Here is an 18,806-nt window from a genome sequence, read left to right as displayed (position 1 = left end):
GAGGAGAACGGCCTCGATGCCGCAGCGCCCGAAGTCAACCACGAGGCAGTCCAGCTCCTGACGGTCCACGCCTCCAAGGGCTTGGAATGGGACGTGGTGTTTGTCCCGGGCCTGAACGCCGGGGCCTTCCCGAGCAGCCGGGATTCGCGCTGGAGCAGTGGATCCGCCGCGCTTCCGTGGCCCCTGCGTGGCGACCGGGCSGACCTSCCKCARTGGGAYCTGGAYCAGCCGGACCARAARGGCTGGCTGGACGCCGARAAGGAMTTCAAGTCGGCCGTGCAGGCCCACGGCGAGGCGGAGGAACGCCGCCTCGCCTACGTGGCCTACACCCGGGCCAAACATGTGCTCTGGGTATCCAGCGCGGCCTGGGTGGGTTCGCGGGCCGGACTGGCTGAGATGTCCCCGTTCCTGACAGACCTCGAGGTCCTCCCGGCAGCCGGCACAGCGGAGATCCACCCGCTCTCCGTCGCCGAGGACGCGCTGCCGGAGGAGAGTCCGCTGACGTCCGAACTTGAGGTCGCGTTGTGGCCGTACGACCCCCTGGAAGGTCCCGTGCACCCGCAGACCGGAGCCCGGCTCCGCCTCGTGCMGGGGCGCCGGGCAGCGATGGAGTCCGCTGCCGCCGCCGTCCGGGAAAGGCTGGAGCGCCAGGATGCCGGATCCCTGCCCGGGCTGGTTCCTGGAGGGGTGCCCGGTACGGCGCCGGGAGCCCGGACGCAGCGCGGGCCTGCCGCCGGGTGGGCTCAGGAAGCGGCAACGCTCCTGGAACGGCGCTCCCTTCGGTCCGCGGGCCAGGACATCCATCTCCCGGGGCACATTTCCGCGTCCACCTTGGTGGACCTGGACGAGGACGCGGCCGCCGTGGTGGCCAGGCTCCGGCGGCCGGTTCCCCGCGAACCGGGGATGTCCGCCCGCAAGGGCACGGCCTTCCATGCCTGGGTTGAGGAGTACTTTGGCACCACCGGAATGCTGGACCTTGGCGAAGCCGCGGGCTCGGATAACCACATTGACGAGGCGTACGGCCTGGATGCCATGGTGGAGACCTTCCGCCAGTCCGAATGGGCCCACCGGGCGCCGGCGCACGTTGAGGTTCCCGTGGAAACCCGGATCGGCGACGTCGTGGTCCGTGGCCGTATTGACGCCGTCTTCCGCGACGCCGACGGCGGCTGGGACCTGGTGGACTGGAAGACCGGGCGGCGGCCCTCGGCGGGTCAACTTAAGACCAAAGCCGTGCAGCTCGCCGTGTACCGGTTGGCGTGGTCCCGGCTGAAAGGTGTTCCACTGGACGAGGTCCGGGCCGCGTTCTACTACGTGGCGGACAACGCCGTGGTCCGGCCCCACGATCTTGGTTCCGCGGAGCAGCTCGAAGGGATCGTCGCCGCGGCGCTGGCCGGCTAGGCAGGGCTAACTGGTATGGCGGCGCTAACTGGTACGGCGGGGCTAGCTGGTGCGGGTTGTGCCGCTCGACGGAACCACCGTGAGGGCCGTGGTGGAGGTGTCATCGGCCGCAGACGGCGTCGGACGATCGCGCCGGTCCTCGCTGTCGGCATCCGAGGTGGCATCCGTTGCGGCGTCCGCCTCCGCGGCGGACGTACTGGCGTCGTCGACCCCGGCCCCAGGATCGTGGTCGCCGGCCGGGGCGTGGTCGTCCGGTGCCACGGCGGGGACCTCATCGCTGGGAATCGGAGTGACGTGCACCGCGGTCGACGTTCCACCGATCGGCTGAACAGTGACGTTTGGCTTGGCAGCGACGTTAGGCTCAGCAGTGACATTGGGTTCAGCAGGGTTGTTGGGCCGAGCAATGTCATCGGGCCCAGCAGTGTCGATCGGCTGGACCGTGACCGCCGGCTGCGGCAGCGRCTCAACGCTGATGGGCTGCCCGCCGTGTTCGGCCACGTCCTCGGCCAGGACCTCCAGCATCGACTCGGCCTCACTGATCATGTCCTCGTCGCCGGCGGCAAGGCCCTTGACCAGGTACTGCGCCAGGGCGAACTCCGCGGACAGCGCGGCGCGGCGCAGCAGGTGCGCGTCAGGAACGTCCCGGCGGCTGGAGGTGTAATGCGCCACCACAGCATCCACAAAAGCCTGGTTGTTGGACGCGACCAGCCACGCCAGGTCGTCGGCGGGGTCCCCGATCCGCAGATCCGTCCATCCGGTGACCGCCGTGACCCGGGACCCGTCGACCAGCAGGTTGTCCTCGTGCAGGTCGCCGTGCACCACGCTGGGATTAAAGCGCCATAGCGAGACGTCTTCCAGCGCGTGCTCCCAGCGGCGCAGCAGCAGCGCGGGAATCTTGCCAGTGGTGGCGGCCTGGTCGAGCTCGTTCAGCCGGCGCTGGCGGAACTCGTTCGGCGTGTAGCTTGGCAGGTCGGCATTGCTGACCAGCGAATGCGGAAGGTCGTGGATGGCAGCCAGGGCGGCGCCCAACTCTCCTGCCAGGGCTGCGGAACCCGTGCTGAGGTCCTCCACCGAACGCGTGGAGCCGCCAAGGTGCGAGTAGACGAACGTGCTCAGCGTCCCCTGCCGGACGGTTCCAGCCACGGTGGGCATCAGGAAGGGAAGTTCGGCGCGGATGCCGGGGGTGAAAGCTCGGAGAACCAGGAACTCGGTTTCCAGCCGGGCGCTGGCCTCGGCGTGGCGGGGGGAACGCACCCGCCAGCGCTTGCCTTCGGAGTCCAGGAGAAGGGCGGAATCGAAGTCTGCCGGATCGTCCGGAGCGGAGCTCACGGCGGTCGGGGTCAGGCCGGGAACTGCCGCAGTTGCTACGGCTGCCAGTTCGATGGGTTCTCTTCTCACGCTTCCACGGTAGATTGACCCGCGCCCAAGACGGCGATGCATCACGGCGAGTCTGAAAGATCGGCACGAAATAGCGCAGGAAGCCTTGCCAGACAAGCTGGCAGTCCGACGCCGGCGCATCGGCAGCCCGGATGCCGGGCCGACGCCGGCGGTGGCCGCCCCCGCGACGGCGCCTGAAAATGTCAATTGTCGGCGGGGGTCGGTACGGTGGGTACATGAGTCTTGCGGAGTCACCGGAGTCCGGCGCCGGGCACAGTACCGGACACATTGATCCTGAATCTGCGCGCGCGGGCGGGGCAGCAACAGCAGACCACCTACCGGACAGCCACCCCGCCAACCACCTGCGGGACACGGTACTGCCGGTCCGCCCGGCCCTCATTGACAGGGGCTCCGCGGCCCGGCTGAAGCCGGAGATGTTGGACGAACTGCTCCGCACCAGCGGCGTGCAGGCGATGGTGCTGTCGCGGCGCCAGGCCCTCGTCAGCGGCAACGGGCTCGTCTTCCTGGACGCGGCCGCGCTCGCCCAGCGGCTGAGGGGAACCGACTACGCCCCCGAACACGTGGTCTACCTCGGCAGCGCGCTCCCCGGGGCGGGCACCGCGGCCGGCACCCAGTTCCTGCTCTTTATCCTTCCCGAACAGTTCGAAGTCCGCGCCGAGCCGTTCGAGCCGCACGTCGACGGCATCCCCGCCGGAGCCCAGTGGGCGGGTTTCCGCGAAGTGGCCGCACAGCTGGACCCGATCGACACCGCCCTGTTTATTGAGGCCAGCGCCATCGCCAACTGGCACGCCACCCACACCCACTGCCCCCGGTGCGGCGCCGCCACCGTCCCGGAAGCCGGCGGCTGGGTCCGGCGCTGCCCGTCGGATAACTCCGAGCACTATCCCCGCACGGACCCGGCGATCATCGTCACCGTCGTCGGCCCGGACGACCGGCTGCTGCTCGGCGGCGGCGGCCCGCTCGATGCCCGGAACTATTCGACCCTTGCCGGCTTCGTTGAGCCGGGCGAATCCCTCGAACAGGCCGTGGTCCGCGAAATCGGCGAAGAAGTCGGGGTCCGGGTGACCGCGTCCCAATACCTGGGCTCTCAGTCCTGGCCCTTCCCGGCCTCCCTGATGCTCGGCTTCACCGCGACGACGGCGGACACGGAGGCCACGCCCGACGGCGTCGAGGTCACCCGGGCGCGCTGGTTCAGCCGGCAGGAGCTCCAGGAAGCCGTGCTGAGCGGCGAAATCGTCATCTCCAGCAGGCTCTCCATTGCGCGCGCCCTCATCGAACACTGGTACGGGGGCGTTATCCAGGACCGCCCGGATACTACCTAACGCGCGTGTGCCAGCACCCCGGGACACCGTTTGGCGGCTTCCCGCGGGACCCATGGCGCGGCCCAACCCCGCGCACCCTCCAACAACTAAGCAGCAGAAGTGAACACTGAGATTTTTCCTTCCAGCGACCTCCCCAGTGGACAGGCGCACCACGGCAGCCCGGCCGCGGAGGCCCCGGACCAGGACAGCCGCTCCCTCGAGGACAGGATCCTTGGCGGCCTTGACGCGGAACAGCGCGAGGTAGCCAGCACCCTGAACGGGCCGATGTGTGTGCTCGCCGGAGCCGGCACCGGCAAAACCCGGGCCATTACCCACCGCATCGCCTACGGWGTGCAYTCCGGCGTSTAYAGCCCGCAGCGKCTKYTGGCCGTCACCTTCACCKCSCGGGCCGCCGCGGAAATGCGCAGCCGGCTCCGGGACCTCGGCGTCGGCAGTGTCCAGGCCCGTACTTTCCACGCCGCCGCGCTGCGCCAGTTGCAGTTCTTCTGGCCGCAGGCCATCGGCGGGGCACTGCCTAATCTGCTGGACCACAAGGCCCAGATGATTGCCGAGGCGGCCCGCCGCCTGAGGCTCAGCACCGACCGTGCCTCCATCCGGGACCTCGCCTCCGAGATCGAGTGGGCCAAGGTTTCCATGCTCACCCCCGCCAACTACCTGGAAAAAGCCCGGGGCAGAGGCACGCCCGGCGGTTTCGACCTGACAACCGTCGCGCGGGTCTTCCAGTCCTACGAGGACGTCAAGACGGACCGGAACGTGATCGACTTCGAGGACGTCCTGCTGATTACGGTGGGCATCCTGCAGGAGGATCCGAAGGTCGCCGCCACGGTACGGGAGCAGTACCGGCATTTTGTGGTGGATGAGTACCAGGACGTGTCGCCGCTGCAGCAGCGGCTCCTCGAACTGTGGCTGGGTGGCCGGGATGATCTCTGTGTCGTCGGCGACGCGAGCCAGACCATCTACTCGTTCACGGGCGCCTCGCCGAAGCATCTGCTCGGCTTCAAAGCCCAGTACCCGGACGCCACCGTGGTCAAGCTGATCCGCGACTACCGGTCCACGCCGCAGGTGGTGAGGCTCGCCAACCAGCTGCTGGCCGGCCGGCGCAGCGGCGGACCCGTGGCCGATGCCGCCTGGGCGACGCCGCTGCAGCTTGTGGCGCAGCGGCCGGCCGGCCCGGCGCCGCAGTTCACGGAATGTTCGGACGACGAGGCCGAGGCAGCCACGGTGGCCGTGAAGATCCGAGAGCTCCTCGACGCCGGAACGCCGGCCAGCCAGATCGCCGTGCTGTTCCGCACCAACGGCCAGTCGGAGGCCTACGAACAGGCCCTCGCGTCCGCCGGGATCGGCTACCAGCTGCGCGGCGGCGAAAGGTTCTTCGCCCGGAAGGAAGTCCGCGACGCGATCCTTCAGCTGCGTGCCGCGACCCGGGCCGTCGCCGAAACCGCTGAACCGGAGCCGCTCGGCCAGCTGGTCCGCGACATTCTTTCATCCCTGGGCTACACCGAGGCGGCCCCGCATAACGGCGGCGCACTCCGGGAACGGTGGGAGTCGCTCGCCGCGCTCGTGGCCCTCGCCGACGAGCTGGTAGTCAGCAGGGGAGCGCAGTTCAGCCTCGCCGACTTTGTCAACGAGCTGCAGGAACGCTCCCTCGCCCAGCACGCCCCGACAGTGCAGGGCGTAACGCTGGCCTCCCTGCACGCCGCCAAGGGCCTGGAATGGGAGGCTGTGTTCCTGGTCGGACTCAGCGAGGGCCTGATGCCGATCTCATTCGCGGACACTCCGGAATCCGTGGACGAGGAGCGCCGCCTGCTCTACGTCGGCGTCACCCGCGCCAAGGAATTCCTGCACCTGTCCTGGTCCACCGCGAGGACCCCCGGCGGCCGGGCCAACCGGAAGCCGTCCCGGTTCCTCGACGGGCTGCGGCCCGACTCGGTGGCCAGCTCCACCGTCCGTGGTAAGGGCTCGGCGCCACGCCGTAAAGCGGCCGTGCCGGCGTCGTGCCGGGTCTGCGGCAGCATGCTCTCCTCAGGCGCCGAACGAAAAGTGGGCCGTTGCAACCAGTGCCCGCCGAGCTATGAGGAACAGAYGTTCGACGCGCTGCGGCAGTGGCGGAAGGAAACGGCGCTGGGGGCCGACGTCCCGGCCTTTGTGGTCTTCACCGATGCGACCCTGACAGCCATTGCCGAGGCGCGTCCGGAGTCCCTCGAACAGCTGGCAACCCTGCCCGGCGTCGGCGCCTCAAAGCTGGAGAAGTACGGCGAGGCCGTGCTGACGGTCCTCGTGGAAAGCTCCAGCCTCTGATGGCCCGCAGTCTGGCGGACACCGGGGGCACCCCGCTGACCACTGCCGACGGCGCCCCGGTGGAGGTGCGCCGCTCGGCCCGGCGGCGCAGGACGGTGGCCGCATTCTGGGAGAACGGGACCGCCGTCGTTGCCATCCCCGCGCATTTCAGCGGCGCCCAGGAACGCGAGTGGGTGCACCGCATGCTGGAAAAACTCCGGGTCCAGGGCACCCGTGGCCCTAAAGCTGCCGGCAAACGCCGGGCCGGCAGCGACGCGGAGCTTGCCGCCCGGGCCAGCGAGCTCTCCGCTCGCTACCTCGGCGGCAGGGCCGTGCCGGCGTCCGTGCGCTGGGTGACCAACCAGAATTCGCGCTGGGGCTCGGCCACGCCGTCCGAAGGGACCATCCGGCTTTCGCACAAGCTCCAGCCCATGCCGCAGTGGGTCATTGACTATGTGCTGCTGCACGAGCTGGCACACCTGCTGGTGGCAGCGCACAACGCCGCGTTCTGGCGGCTGCTGGCGGCCTACCCGGAGACTGAGCGGGCCAAGGCGTTCCTGGAAGGCGTTTCCTTCGCCACCGCCCGCGGCCTTCCGGCCGAGGGGGAGGACGACGTCGACGGCGCCGGTCCGGCCGCCGACGCCGGGGACCCGGCCCTGCGCTAGGTTCGCCCCGGCGTGGACGGGCCGGTTAGGCCTTCGGGCTGCCGTCGCCGGGTTTGTCACCGGGTTCGTTGCCGGGCACATCACCGGAAGGCCCGGCGGGGCCATCAGTTCCCGCGGCCCCGGCAGTCCCGTCCTGCTCCGGACCGGTGGTGTCGAACCCGCCGCTGAGCAGTTTCTGCAGGGCATCGTCGACTTCGGTATCACTGGCCTCGGCCAGTTTGCGGCGTTCGCTAAAGCCCTTGGGGTCGTCCAGGTCCTCGGCGGTGGGCAGCAGATCGGGGTGCTGCCAGATGGCATCGCGGCCCTCCGCGCCGCGTTCTTCCTTGAGCTGGGCCCATAGCGTAGCGGCCTCGCGCAGCCTGCGGGGCCGGAGTTCGAGGCCGACGAGGGACGAGAACGCGTGCTCCGCGGGTCCGCCGGTGGCCCGCCGGCGGCGCACAGTCTCGCGCAGCGCAGCCGCGGAGGGGAGCATCTTGCCGGTCGCCGCGGCCGTTAGCTCATCAACCCAGCCCTCCACGAGGGCAAGGGCGGTCTCGAGCTTCTCCAGCGCCTGGTCCTGCGCGGGGGTCCGCTGCGGCATAAAGACACCCTGCGACAACGCTTCCTGGATGCCCTCGGGATTGCTGGGATCCAGGTCCCGGGCGAGCTCCTCGATCTTGGAAGTGTCGATGTGGATGCCGCGGGCGTAGGCCTCGATCGCCCCGAGCAGGTGGCCGCGCAGCCAGGGGACCTGCACGAACAGGCGCGCGTGGGCAGCCTCGCGGACCGCGAGGAACAGGCGAATGTCGTTCTCCGGCAGGCTCAGGCCCTCGCCGAACTTCGCCACGTTGGCCGGCAACAATGCCATCTCCAGGTCGGCCAGCGGGACACCGATATCGGTGGAGCTGACCACCTCGGCGGAGAGCGCGCCGATGGCCTGGCCAAGTTGCATACCGAAAATGGCTCCGCCCATGTTCTGCAGCATCGAGGAGGCGCCGCCCATCATGGACTTCATTTCCTCGGGCATCTGCTCGGTCATGGCGGAGGAAAGTGCGTTGGCGATGCTGTTGGCGACCGGCTCGGTCAGCCGCTTCCAGGTGCCCAGCGTCTCCTCGACCCATTCGGCGCGGGACCAGGCGCGGCCGATCAGCCCGGTGGCGGGGAGCCCGGTGACCTGGTCCAACCAGAGCTCGGCCAGCCGGAGGGCCTCATCCACCTCGCGTGACTGGGTGGCTGTAACGGAAGGATCGGATCCGCTGGCCGCGACCCGACGCGCATTCTCATGGGCCAGCTGCCAGTTCACCGGGCCCTCGGAGGGGGCGCTCATCATGGCCTGGACCTGCGAGAACATCTGCGCCAGCAGGTTCGGATCCTCCGGCAGCCCGGCGGCTTTGGCAAGCTCTGCCGGATCGATGTCGCCCATGCCCTTGCCGCCCATCAGGTTCTGCAGCATTTCCGCCAGCGGATCCTTGGGTTCGTCGTCCCCGTTGGACGGAGTTAGTGGGTTAGAGGTCATGATCCCGCCGATCGTCGGTGTGACTGGTGCTCAACTTCACGCTACCCCTCCGGCTCAGCGGCTGTCTCCCGAAACCGGGCCACGTTCGCTGTCGGCAAAGAGCCCCCGCGGTGCCCGAGCGCGTAGTGTTAGAGGCTGGAATATTTGCAGGCTGCGGACCGGCTACGGGGTCGCGGCCGCAGCGCCGCGGTCGCATCCGCAAGGGCACCAGGCGCCGGCACGGAGAGGTCCTTCATTGACGATTACCCAGGGCGGCCAGCCTGCCGGCGAAACCGCGCCCCGCGAACGCGGCGGCGAGAACACCACCCGGTCCTCCACCATGCTGGTCTCCGGCCTGCTGTCGCTGGCCCTCGGGCTCGCGGCGATGAGCCTCCCGGTGCCGTACGTGATCGAATCCCCGGGCCCCACGTTCAACACCCTGGGATCCGACCACGGCAAACCAGTCATTACCGTCTCCGGCCACGAGGCGTTTCCCGCCAAAGGAAACCTGGATCTGACCACCGTCTACGTCGACGGCGGCCCCAACGGCCCGGTGACGGTCTTTGAAGCCCTAAGCGCCTGGCTGAATCCCACCAAGGCGGTCTACCCGGAGGAACTGATCTTCCCCAGCGGCGTCACCAAGGAGCAGTCGCAGCAGGAAAGTGCCGTGGCCATGACCACCTCGCAGGAGAACGCGGTGGCCTCCGCCCTGAAGGAACTGGGCATCGCCTTCGAACAGAAGCTGCAGATCGCCGGCGTCCCGGACGGGTCGGCCTCGAAGGGCAAGATCGAGGACGGCGACGTGCTGGTCTCCATCGACGGTAAACCCGTCACCGCCCTGAGCGTGGTCCAGTCTCAGCTCGCGGCCGGAAACGGCAAACCGGTCACCGTCACCGTGGACCGCAACGGCCGCCAGCTGCCGCTCAGCATCACCCCGACCAAGTCCGAAAACGGCCGCTACCTCCTCGGCGTCGTGCTGCAGTACAAGTTCAAATTCCCGTTTGACGTAAAAATCTCACTCGACCAGGTAGGCGGCCCCAGCGCCGGCATGATGTTCGCCCTGGGCATCGTGGACACTGTGACCCCGGGTGACCTGACCGGCGGCAAACACATTGCCGGCACCGGCACCATCACGCCCGACGGCGTCGTGGGCCCCATCGGCGGCATTGGCCAGAAGATGGTCGGCGCCAGGTCCGGCGGCGCCACGTTGTTCCTGGCCCCGGCGGCAAATTGCGACGACGTCGTCGGCCACATCCCGGCCGGCCTGCAGGTGGTCAAGGTGGCCACCCTGGACCAGGCACGCCACGCCGTCGAGCTCGCCGCGTCAGGGGCCGACACATCCGGACTTCCTGCCTGCACCAGCAACTAGACTGGCCGCGGAACTAAGCACCGGCGCCACTCGTGGCACTAATGACGGCCGCCGCCGCCCCCTGGGCGGCGCCGGCAGTCGCTAGACTGCAGCAACACCTTGCACTTAGACAACTGAAAACCAGCAGCACTGAGACCAGCTATGAGGTACCGAGTTTGTCCCGTCCCAGCACCGTCCCACCCGGAAGGCCACAGCAACGGCGAGGCGCACTGACGCCTACATTAATTGTTGTGGCCCTGATCGTGGTGGGCTTCATTTTCTTCGCCAATGTCTGGACGGACGTCCTCTGGTACCAGCAGCTGGGTTTCTTCGAAGTCTTCCTGACCGAGAACCTCGCGCGGATCATCATCTTCCTCATCGGGTTCGCCGTTATGTTCGCGGCCGTGTTCTTCGCGATCCGGATCGCCTACATCTCGCGTCCGGTCTACGCGCCGGATTCCGAAGTCCGGGACAACCTCAACCGCTACCAGGCCCAGCTTGAGCCCATCCGCCGGGTGGTCATGATCGGGCTGCCGGTGCTCTTCGGGCTCTTCGCCGGAAGCGCAGCCGCCAGCCAGTGGCAGAAGGTCATGCTGTTCCTGAACCAGGAACCCTTCGGGCAGAACGATCCCCAGTTCAACCTGGACATCAGTTTTTACCTGATGACCCTGCCGTTCCTCGGCTTCGTCACCGGCTTCCTGATCAGCGTCGCCGTCGTGGCCGGTGTCGCGGGCATCCTCACGCACTACCTCTACGGCAGCATCCGGCTGATGGAGCGCGGTGTGTTCACGAGCCGGGCCGCCCAGATCCACCTGGCCGTCGCCGGCGCGGCGTTCCTCCTCCTGCTCGGCGCGAACTTCTGGCTGGACCGCTACTCGGCCGTCCTGAACAACGGCGGCCGCTGGGCCGGTGCGCTGTACACCGACGTCAACGCGGTCATCCCCACCAAGGCCATCCTGGCCGTCGCCGCAGGCATTGTTGCCGTGCTCTTTATTGTGGCCGCCGTCGTCGGCAAGTGGCGGCTCCCGGTGATCGGCACGGCCATGCTGGTGATCACCTCGATCCTGGCCGGCGGCGTGTACCCCTGGGTGATCCAGCAGTTCCAGGTCCGCCCCTCGGAGCAGACCCTGGAGAACGAATTCATCAAGCGGAACATCAACATGACCCGCGCCGCCTACGGTCTGGACAAGATCCAGGAGAAGCGGTACGAGGCCACCACCAACGCCACCACCGGCGCCCTCGCCCCGGACGCGCAGACCACGGCCAACATCCGCCTGCTCGACCCGAACCTGATCTCTGACGCCTTCTCCCAGCTCGAGCAGTACCGGCCGTACTACCAGTTCCCGAGCACCCTGAACGTGGACCGCTACGAAGTCAACGGCAAGATCCAGGACACGGTGATCGCGGTCCGCGAGCTGAACCCGGGCGGCCTTGCGACAAACCAGCAGTCCTGGCTCAACCGGCACGTGGTCTACACCCACGGCTACGGTGTGGTCGCGGCCAAGGGCAACAAGTTCACCGCTGACGGCAAGCCCGAGTTCCTGCAGTCCGGCATCCCGTCCACCGGTGTGCTCGGCACCGACACCAGCTACCAGCCGCGGATCTACTTCGGCGAAAACTCCCCGGACTACTCGATCGTCGGCGCCCCTGCGGGAGCGGCGCACCGTGAGCAGGACCGGCCGGCGGCCAAGGAAGGCGACGCCGGAACCCAGTACACGTTCACCGGCAACGGCGGACCGAACGTGGGCGGGTTCTTCAACAAGATCCTCTACGCGATCAAGTTCCAGTCCTCGGACCTGCTGCTCTCCGACGGCGTCAACGCCGAGTCGCAGATCCTCTACGACCGGAGCCCCAAGGACCGTGTGGAAAAGGTCGCGCCGTACCTGACCGTCGACGGAAACGCCTACCCCGCCGTCGTCGACGGCCGGGTGAAGTGGATCGTGGACGGCTACACCACCAGCCCGTACTTCCCGTATTCGCAGCAGGAGCAGCTCTCGGACGCCACGAGGGACTCACAGACCTCGGCCGGACGCACCGCCGCGCTGCCCAGCAACTCGGTCAACTACATCCGCAACTCGGTCAAGGCCACCGTTGATGCTTACGACGGGTCCGTCTCGCTCTATGCCTGGGACGACCAGGATCCGGTCCTGAAGGCCTGGCAGAAGGTCTTCCCGACCTCCTTGAAGCCCTTCTCGGAGATGTCCGGCGCCCTGATGAGCCACGTCCGCTACCCGGAGGACCTTTTCAAGGTCCAGCGTGAACTCCTGGGCCGCTACCACGTGACCAACGCGGACAGCTTCTTCACCAACAACGACGCCTGGTCTGTTCCCAACGATCCGACCGTCAAGGAAGAGGGGGTCAAGCAGCCCCCGTTCTACATGTCGCTGCAGATGCCCGACCAGGAGAAACCGGCCTTCCAGCTGACCTCCTCGTTCATCCCGCAGGTGGTCAACGGCAACGCCCGTAACGTGCTCTACGGCTTCCTGGCCGCGGACTCCGACGCCGGAAACCAGAAGGGCGTGAAGGCGGCGAGCTACGGCCAGCTGCGGCTGCTCCAGATTCCGCCCGAAGCCAACGTCCCCGGCCCCGGGCAGGCGCAGAACAAATTCAACTCCGATCCCACGGTGTCCCAGGCGTTGAACCTGTTGCGCCAGGGCGCGTCGGCGGTGCTCAATGGCAACCTGCTGACCCTGCCGGTGGGTGGCGGCCTGCTCTACGTCCAGCCGGTCTACCTGAAGTCGACGGGGGAGACCTCCTACCCGACGCTGCAGCGGGTCCTGGTGGCGTTCGGTGACAAGATCGGGTTCGCCCCGACCCTGGACGAGGCGTTGAACCAGCTGTTCGGCGGCAGATCCGGCGCTACCGCCGGTGACGCCGCCAACAACGGCCAGACGCCGGCCAGCCCGTCACCGGGCACCACGCCACCGGCCACCGGCGGCAGCACGGACGCCAAGGCCGAGCTGAAGGCGGCGCTCGACGACGCCAACGACGCCATCAAGGCCGGCCAGGCTGCCCTGGCCAAGAGCGACTTCGCGGCTTACGGCGAGCAGCAGAAGAAGCTCTCCGCCGCCCTGGAACGGGCGATCAACGCGGAGGCCAAGATCACAACGCCCTCCCCGTCGCCGTCGGCCACCCCGTCACCGGGCGCCAGCGCATCGCCGTCGGCCAGCCCGTCACCGTCCCCGAGTAAGTAAGCTCCGGAGAACGACAGGCCACCGGGCCGGATTCCCTGCCTCCACGGAGCAGGGGGTCCGGCCCGAGGCGTATGCGCCGGGGATGGGACGCACATCACGCCGCCCCGATTTGGCCTCCCGTTCACCGGCAGGTAAAGTTGTTCTTGCGACGCGGGGTGGAGCAGTTCGGTAGCTCGCTGGGCTCATAACCCAGAGGTCACAGGTTCAAATCCTGTCCCCGCAACTGAGAAAGAGTCCGGAACACTGGAAAGTGTTCCGGACTCTTTGCTTTAACCTCCGGCGAGGGGCGGCCGCGGCCTCCGTCCAGCGCCGGCCGTGGTCGGGCCGTGGTCGGAGACGGGCCGTGGTCGGGACGGCGGCCAAAGTAGGGTAGTCTTGATCAAGCGACGCGGGGTGGAGCAGTTCGGTAGCTCGCTGGGCTCATAACCCAGAGGTCACAGGTTCAAATCCTGTCCCCGCAACCACTGGCAGTAGGAAAAAGGCCCGGATCCAAGGATCCGGGCCTTTTTCGTTGCCTGCCCCCGTCGGTACTTAGGCGTCCTTCAGCCGCTGGTAAGTCTCCAGGGCCCTGGCCCGGGATTCGGGGAGGCCCACGATCGGCTCAGGGTAGTCCGGGGCCCATCCATTGGCCTTCCACGGCTCATGCACGGCCTTGTCATCCAGGCCGGACAGCTCCGGTATGAACGCGCGCAGGTAGCGGCCCGCGGAGTCGAACTTCTTGCTCTGCGTGACCGGGTTGAAGATGCGGAAATAGGGGGAGGCATCGGCGCCGGAGCCGGCCACCCATTGCCAGTTGGCCGGGTTGCTGGCCGAATCCGCGTCGACGAGGGTGTCCCAGAACCAGGCTTCGCCCAGCCGCCAGTCGGCCAGCAGGTTCTTGACCAGGAACGAGGCAGCCGCCATCCGGACGCGRTTGTGCATCCAGCCGGTCTKCCAMAGYTSGCGCATGCCGGCATCCACCAGCGGATACCCGGTCGCGCCCTGCTGCCAGGCATGCAGTTCGGCGTCGGACGGTGTCTGCCATTCGAAGCGGTCAAAATCCGGGCGGTAGTTTTTGGTGGCCAGCAGCGGGTTCTCGTAGAGCAACTGCCAGCAGAATTCCCGCCAGCCGAGCTCGGAGCGGTAGATGCCGACGTCGGCCGGCGCGCCGTGCGGGTAGCGTTCCCGCAGCGCGTGCCAGACCCGGAACGGGCTGATCTCCCCGAAGCGCAGGTGCGGGGAGAGCCTGCTGGTCCCCTCCACGCCCGGGACGTCCCGGCCGGTGCCGTACTCGGCGGCGGGCCCGTCGAGGAAGTCATCAAGCCTGCCGTGCGCTCCGGCCTCGCCGGGCGTCCACTCGGCCGCCAAGCCGGCGCTCCAGTCCGGATGCCGGGGGAGGAGCGCCCAGCTGCCCAGCGGTTCGCTCTCCGGCAATTTCCCCCCTGCGGTCTTGGCCGGCGCCGGGAGGTGCTCCGGGGCGTCCAGCGGCTGCCGGGGCTCGGACGAGTCGAGGCACGCTTTCCAGAACGGTGTGAAGACCTTGTACGGGCCGCCGGAACCGTTCCGGACCGTCCACGGCTCGAACATCAGGCTTGCCTGGAAGCTGGAGGCATCGATGCCCTCTCCTGCTGCCCACTCCTTGAGGCCGGCGTCGACGGCGCGTTCCGGTCCTCCGTAGCGCCTGTTCCAGAGCAGCCGGGTGGCGCCGGTTTCCTCGACCAGGGCGCGGATGACCCGGTCTGCCTGCCCGCGGCGCAGGACCAGTCGCGATCCGGCTGCCTTCAGGTCGGCGGAGAGGGCTTTGAGGGAGTGGTGCAGCCACCACTTGACCGCGCCGCCCAGGGGCCGGATCCCGGGGGAGTCCTCGTCGAGGACGTAGACCACCGTGAGCGGCCCGCCCTGCGAGGCGGCCTCGGCCAGCGCCGGGTTGTCGTCGAGTCGGAGATCATCGCGGAGCCACACCAGGGTCGAAGACATGGCTCCACGCTACTGGATCGGAGGCTGGCCCGCCGCCGGGCTCCCCGCGGGACGGCAACGGCCGGGTCCCTGCTGGGACCCGGCCGTGCTGGTAACTCTGTGCTGCTGACTCTGTGCTGGCTGCCGGCCGGACGCGACCGGAGCGGCCTAAAGCTTGTCGAAGTCTGCCTCGTCCACGGTGCTGCCCGCGGCCGAGCCGTTCCCGGCGCCGAGCGCAGGAGTGGCATTGCCGGACTTCAGTGCGGCCAGGCGCGCCTCGATCTCCGTCTGCTCGCCAAGGTCCTCGAGGGAGTTGAACTGGGCGTCGAGGCTGGACGCGGCGAGCTCCTGCTGGCCGCGCACCTTGGCCTCTTCGCGGCGGATCTTCTCTTCGAAGCGGCCCACCTCGGAGGTGGGGTCCATGATGTCGATGCTCTTGAGCGCGTCGTGCACCTGGGACTGCGCGGCGGCCGTCTTGGAGCGGGCCACGAGTTCGTTGCGCTTGCTGGTCAGCTCGTTGAGCTTGCCCTTCATCTGGTCCAGGCCGTTCTTGAGCTTGTCCACGACGTCGGACTGGGACGCGATGCTGGGCTCCGCCGACTTCGCCTCGTTCTCCGAGGTCATCTGGCGCTGCAGGGCCACCTTGGCGAGGTTGTCGAACTTCTCGGCGTCAGCGGTGTCGCCCTTGGCACGGTACTCATCGGCCTTGCGGGAGGCGGCAAGTGCCTTGTTGCCCCAGTCCTGGGCGTTCTTGATGTCCTCGTTGTAGTCGTCCTGGAGCATACGCAGGTTGCCGATGGTCTGGGCGACCGCCGATTCCGCCTCGGCGATGTTGTTCGTGTAGTCGCGGACCATCTGGTCCAGCATCTTCTGCGGATCTTCGGCCTGATCGAGCAAGGAGTTGATGTTCGCCTTCGCCAGCTGCGCCATGCGGCCGAAAATGGACTGCTTAACCATGGTGTTACCTTTCGTCCTATCCGGTGGTGGACACCGGATTCGGTGAACAGTGAATGTACCGCTTCTACCCGCCGGCTGGAGTAATTCCGCCGGCGCCTAGTCTGTTACCGGCAGGCTAGAAGTCGCCTCCGCCGCCGAAATCGCCGCCCCAGCCTCCGCCGGAATCGCCGCCGCCACCCCAGCCACCGCCGGAGTCACCGCCGCCGCCCCAGCCTCCGCCGCCGCCCCAGCCGCCGCCACCTCCGCCGCCGCCGCCGTGCAGGATGGAGTTGATCAGGATCCCGCCGAGGATGGCGCCGCCCAGGCCGCCGCCTCCGCCGCCGCCGAACATGCCGCCCCGGCCGTAGCCCTGGTTGGCGTAGCCACCGAACTGGTCCACGTCCGCCTGGGCCTGCTGGGCCGCCTGGGCGGCGAGTGCGTGCGCCTGCTGGGCGTACTGCAGGGCAGTCACGGGGTCCGTGCGGGAAATGGACAAAGCGTAGTCAAGGTTGCGCTGCGCCTCGGCGAGACGGGTACGCGCTTCGGTGCCGACTCCGCCGCGGCGTGCCGTGATGTAGTCGGACGTGGCGCTGATCTGCGCCTGCGCGGACATGATGCTCTGCTGCAGCGAGGCCTGCGCCCGGCGGACCTGCTCCTGCTGGTCCCGGATCCCGGAAAGCGAGGCATCAAGCGACTGGTGGGCGTTCTCGACGCGCTCCAGCGTGGCGATGGGGTCGATCTTCCCGGCCTGAATCTCGGCTTTCACCTGGGCCAGGGCCGCTTCGACTCCGGCCACGGGCCCGGCGAGCTCGGGGTGGGCGCCCGACTGGATCATGGCCCGGGCCTGGGCGAGGTCCTGTGAGGTGTCCACGACGGCGGCCTCGAGGCCGTTGCGGGCCTCATCGAGGTTGCCCGCAACCTTGGCGATGGCATCGAGCAGCACGTTGGTCTGGTGCAGGCTCTCCTCGGCGGCCCGGACSGCGACGGCGGCGAGGCTGCCCTCCCCGSCGTTSAGCTTSTCCYGGGCCGTGGYGGAGGCGTTYTGCACRAAKGCSAGGCGCTCCTTGGCCTGGSTRATGTTGTCGGCCACCTGGGTCAGTGCGCTGTCCGCGTACTTTGCACGGAGCCCGTCCAGGGATTGCTCCGCCGCAGCGATTTTTGCCTCCGCGGCCTGCGCCCCGGTGCCCACCTCGGCCAGGGCCTGCGGGGCGTTCTTCTCCRGCTCCCGCAGGGAATCGAAGTCCGCTTTCTGTTCCTTCAGGGAGGCCAGGGCGGCCTCCGAGCGCCGGATGATTTCGCCGTACCAGGTGCGCTGCTGTTCCTCGGTGTCAGGGATGTGGTCATCCAGCTGCTGCTGCAGCTTGAAGGACTCACTCATGTGGGCTTTGGCGTCCTGGAGGGCTTTGGTGAAGTTCCCGACGGCGGCGTCCCCGTACTGCGCCTGGGCGAAGCCAAGTTCCTGCTCGCTGGACTTGATGGCATCGTCCGCTTCGATCAGCAGGGATCCGCTCTTGCGGCGCAACTCCTCGACGCTCAGCCCGGCCAGCGGGTCCAGCTCGGCGCCCTGCGGGCCGTACGCACTGCCCGCGGCCGCGCTCTTTTTCCGCCTGTTCCGGAGGTACAGGTACGTCCCGACACCGCCGGCGGCAACGACGCCGACGCCAACCAGCACGCCGCCTCCGGCGCCTGACGGCACCGAACCGCTGCCTCCGCCGGCGGCGTCGCCGATGGCCGCCGCGGTGTCGATGGCGGCCTGCGCATAGTCGCCGTTACGCAGCTGCGGATCGACGGCGTTCTTGATGATGTTCTCGCGCTGGGTGTTCGTGATCTTGCTGTTGACCGGCTTGCTCAGCTGGTACTTGCGGGCCTGGGTGGCGACGGCGAGGACCAGCGAGTTGGACCCCAGGTTCGCCTTCTCGGCGACGGCCTGCGCCCACTGTCCGCTGTCAGTCGGGTTCTGGAACGTCTTGACGTAAACCACGTAGAGGTTCATCTGGTGGTCGGTGCCGAGTTTCTTGATGGCCGCCTCAACATCCGGCTTCTTGCCGCCCAGGACGCCGGCGGAATCGACAATCTTGTTGGCAGGATCCAGGGTGACCGGATCTTCCGCGAAGGCGGGCGCGGCGGGGAGTGCCAGCAGCCCGGCGACGCCCAGCACGGCGAGGAATCGTTTCGTCATTGACCGCATGTGCAACCCTTCAGCACTTCTGTGACCGGATCGGGCCGAGCCGGTCGTCTCAGAACGCAGCAGCGCCCCCACGCAGGTGTAAAGCCGCAGGTCGCTGTGGCGATTCCATTTGATTCTATGGTGCACCCCGGAGGCCGTCCACAGCCGGGAATATGCCACCAGCGAAACGCGCTGAACCGGGCGGCAGGCCATGCCGAAGAACCCGCCGGAAGCGCAGCGGCGTTCAGGAACCTCCCAGCAAATGTTCGCTCTTGTTCCAGCGAGTGCGGCCATAATTGAGTGCAGACGAGGATGAAAGGAAGTCCCATGACTGAGAACCCACTGCAGGGCGCGTCACCGGATCCATCAGCAAAGGACCGGGAGCCGGTTGCGGCTTCCGGGTCCTCCGCCGACGCTCCGCAGGCCGCGCCGGCGGAGGACGCAGCCGGGGCCAACCCGACCATGCGGCTCGACCGCCCGGAAGACGCCCCGCGGCCCRTATACCCGCAGCGGGAACCGGCCTACGGCCAGCACGCCGCCCCCGACACACAGCAGTTTGGCGGCCCTTACAACTACGGCGCCGGCGCCAACGGCGGCTACGGCAACCAGCCGCCGGCCGGCCCCTACAACCACAACTTCAACCAGCCCGGGAATGCCCCGAAGCGTAAAGCGGCCTTCGGTGTGCCCACGCT

At 68.2% G+C, this 18,806-nt stretch carries 11 protein-coding genes, 2 tRNA genes and 1 pseudogene; 9 read left to right on the top strand and 5 right to left on the bottom strand.

All coding sequences use genetic code 11. From position 1 onward, the window contains the following. On the top strand, positions 1-1,398 hold a 1,398-nt coding region (locus tag AC1DHD_RS05045), incomplete at its 5' end, for a RecB family exonuclease (protein ID WP_476878651.1). 42 nt (positions 1,399-1,440) lie between these two features. Here the strand turns inward: AC1DHD_RS05045 and AC1DHD_RS05040 are convergent. After that, positions 1,441-2,796: a phosphotransferase gene (locus AC1DHD_RS05040; protein WP_476878650.1), complete on the bottom strand. Its 1,356-nt coding sequence runs from the start codon at positions 2,794-2,796 to the stop codon at positions 1,441-1,443. A 215-nt stretch (positions 2,797-3,011) separates the two neighbouring features. Between AC1DHD_RS05040 and nudC the strand changes: the two genes are divergently transcribed. From nudC to AC1DHD_RS05025, 3 genes are all read left to right on the top strand, one after another. After that, the gene (gene nudC / locus AC1DHD_RS05035) at positions 3,012-4,118 is read left to right on the top strand and encodes an NAD(+) diphosphatase (RefSeq protein WP_476878649.1); all 1,107 of its coding nucleotides are present in this window, start codon (positions 3,012-3,014) and stop codon (positions 4,116-4,118) included. 207 nt (positions 4,119-4,325) lie between these two features. Then, positions 4,326-6,416 carry an ATP-dependent DNA helicase UvrD2 gene (locus tag AC1DHD_RS05030; protein WP_476878652.1) on the top strand — a complete coding sequence of 697 codons (2,091 nt, stop codon included), beginning with the start codon at positions 4,326-4,328 and terminating at the stop codon, positions 6,414-6,416. Continuing rightward, positions 6,416-7,060: a M48 metallopeptidase family protein gene (locus AC1DHD_RS05025; protein WP_476878648.1), complete on the top strand. Its 645-nt coding sequence runs from the start codon at positions 6,416-6,418 to the stop codon at positions 7,058-7,060. The genes AC1DHD_RS05030 and AC1DHD_RS05025 overlap by 1 nt, the downstream gene beginning before the upstream one ends. A 25-nt stretch (positions 7,061-7,085) precedes the next feature. On the opposite strand, the gene AC1DHD_RS05020 is transcribed toward AC1DHD_RS05025, so the two are convergent. Beyond that, on the bottom strand, positions 7,086-8,555 hold the full coding sequence (locus tag AC1DHD_RS05020) for a zinc-dependent metalloprotease (protein WP_476878647.1): 1,470 nt from the start codon (positions 8,553-8,555) through the stop codon (positions 7,086-7,088). Between the two features lie 235 nt (positions 8,556-8,790). Between AC1DHD_RS05020 and AC1DHD_RS05015 the strand changes: the two genes are divergently transcribed. From AC1DHD_RS05015 to AC1DHD_RS05000, 4 genes are all read left to right on the top strand, one after another. After that, complete coding sequence (locus tag AC1DHD_RS05015; protein WP_476878646.1) at positions 8,791-9,903, top strand: YlbL family protein; 1,113 nt, start codon at positions 8,791-8,793, stop codon at positions 9,901-9,903. A gap of 155 nt (positions 9,904-10,058) precedes the next feature. Continuing rightward, positions 10,059-13,076: a UPF0182 family membrane protein gene (locus AC1DHD_RS05010; protein WP_476878645.1), complete on the top strand. Its 3,018-nt coding sequence runs from the start codon at positions 10,059-10,061 to the stop codon at positions 13,074-13,076. Between the two features lie 149 nt (positions 13,077-13,225). Further along, positions 13,226-13,299, top strand: a tRNA-Met gene (locus AC1DHD_RS05005). 164 nt (positions 13,300-13,463) lie between these two features. Then, positions 13,464-13,540 (top strand) — tRNA-Met (locus tag AC1DHD_RS05000). Positions 13,541-13,607: 67 nt separating this feature from the next. On the opposite strand, the gene AC1DHD_RS04995 is transcribed toward AC1DHD_RS05000, so the two are convergent. The 3 genes from AC1DHD_RS04995 to AC1DHD_RS04985 all read right to left on the bottom strand — a co-directional run bounded on the left by AC1DHD_RS04995 (position 13,608) and on the right by AC1DHD_RS04985 (position 18,135). Further along, positions 13,608-15,032, bottom strand: a complete 1,425-nt coding sequence (locus AC1DHD_RS04995) for a cryptochrome/photolyase family protein (RefSeq protein WP_476878644.1) — start codon at positions 15,030-15,032, stop codon at positions 13,608-13,610. 147 nt (positions 15,033-15,179) lie between these two features. Beyond that, entirely contained in the window at positions 15,180-15,968 is a 789-nt protein-coding gene (locus AC1DHD_RS04990; protein WP_476878643.1) for a PspA/IM30 family protein, read from the bottom strand. Between the two features lie 115 nt (positions 15,969-16,083). After that, positions 16,084-18,135, bottom strand: a complete 2,052-nt coding sequence (locus AC1DHD_RS04985) for a TPM domain-containing protein (protein WP_476878642.1) — start codon at positions 18,133-18,135, stop codon at positions 16,084-16,086. A 306-nt stretch (positions 18,136-18,441) separates the two neighbouring features. Between AC1DHD_RS04985 and AC1DHD_RS04980 the strand changes: the two are divergent. After that, a pseudogene (locus tag AC1DHD_RS04980) lies at positions 18,442-18,806 on the top strand (hypothetical protein); the annotation flags it as partial.

The organism is Arthrobacter sp. 05L45_2, from assembly GCF_056397525.1.
This window is presented reverse-complemented; position numbering and strand designations above follow the sequence as displayed.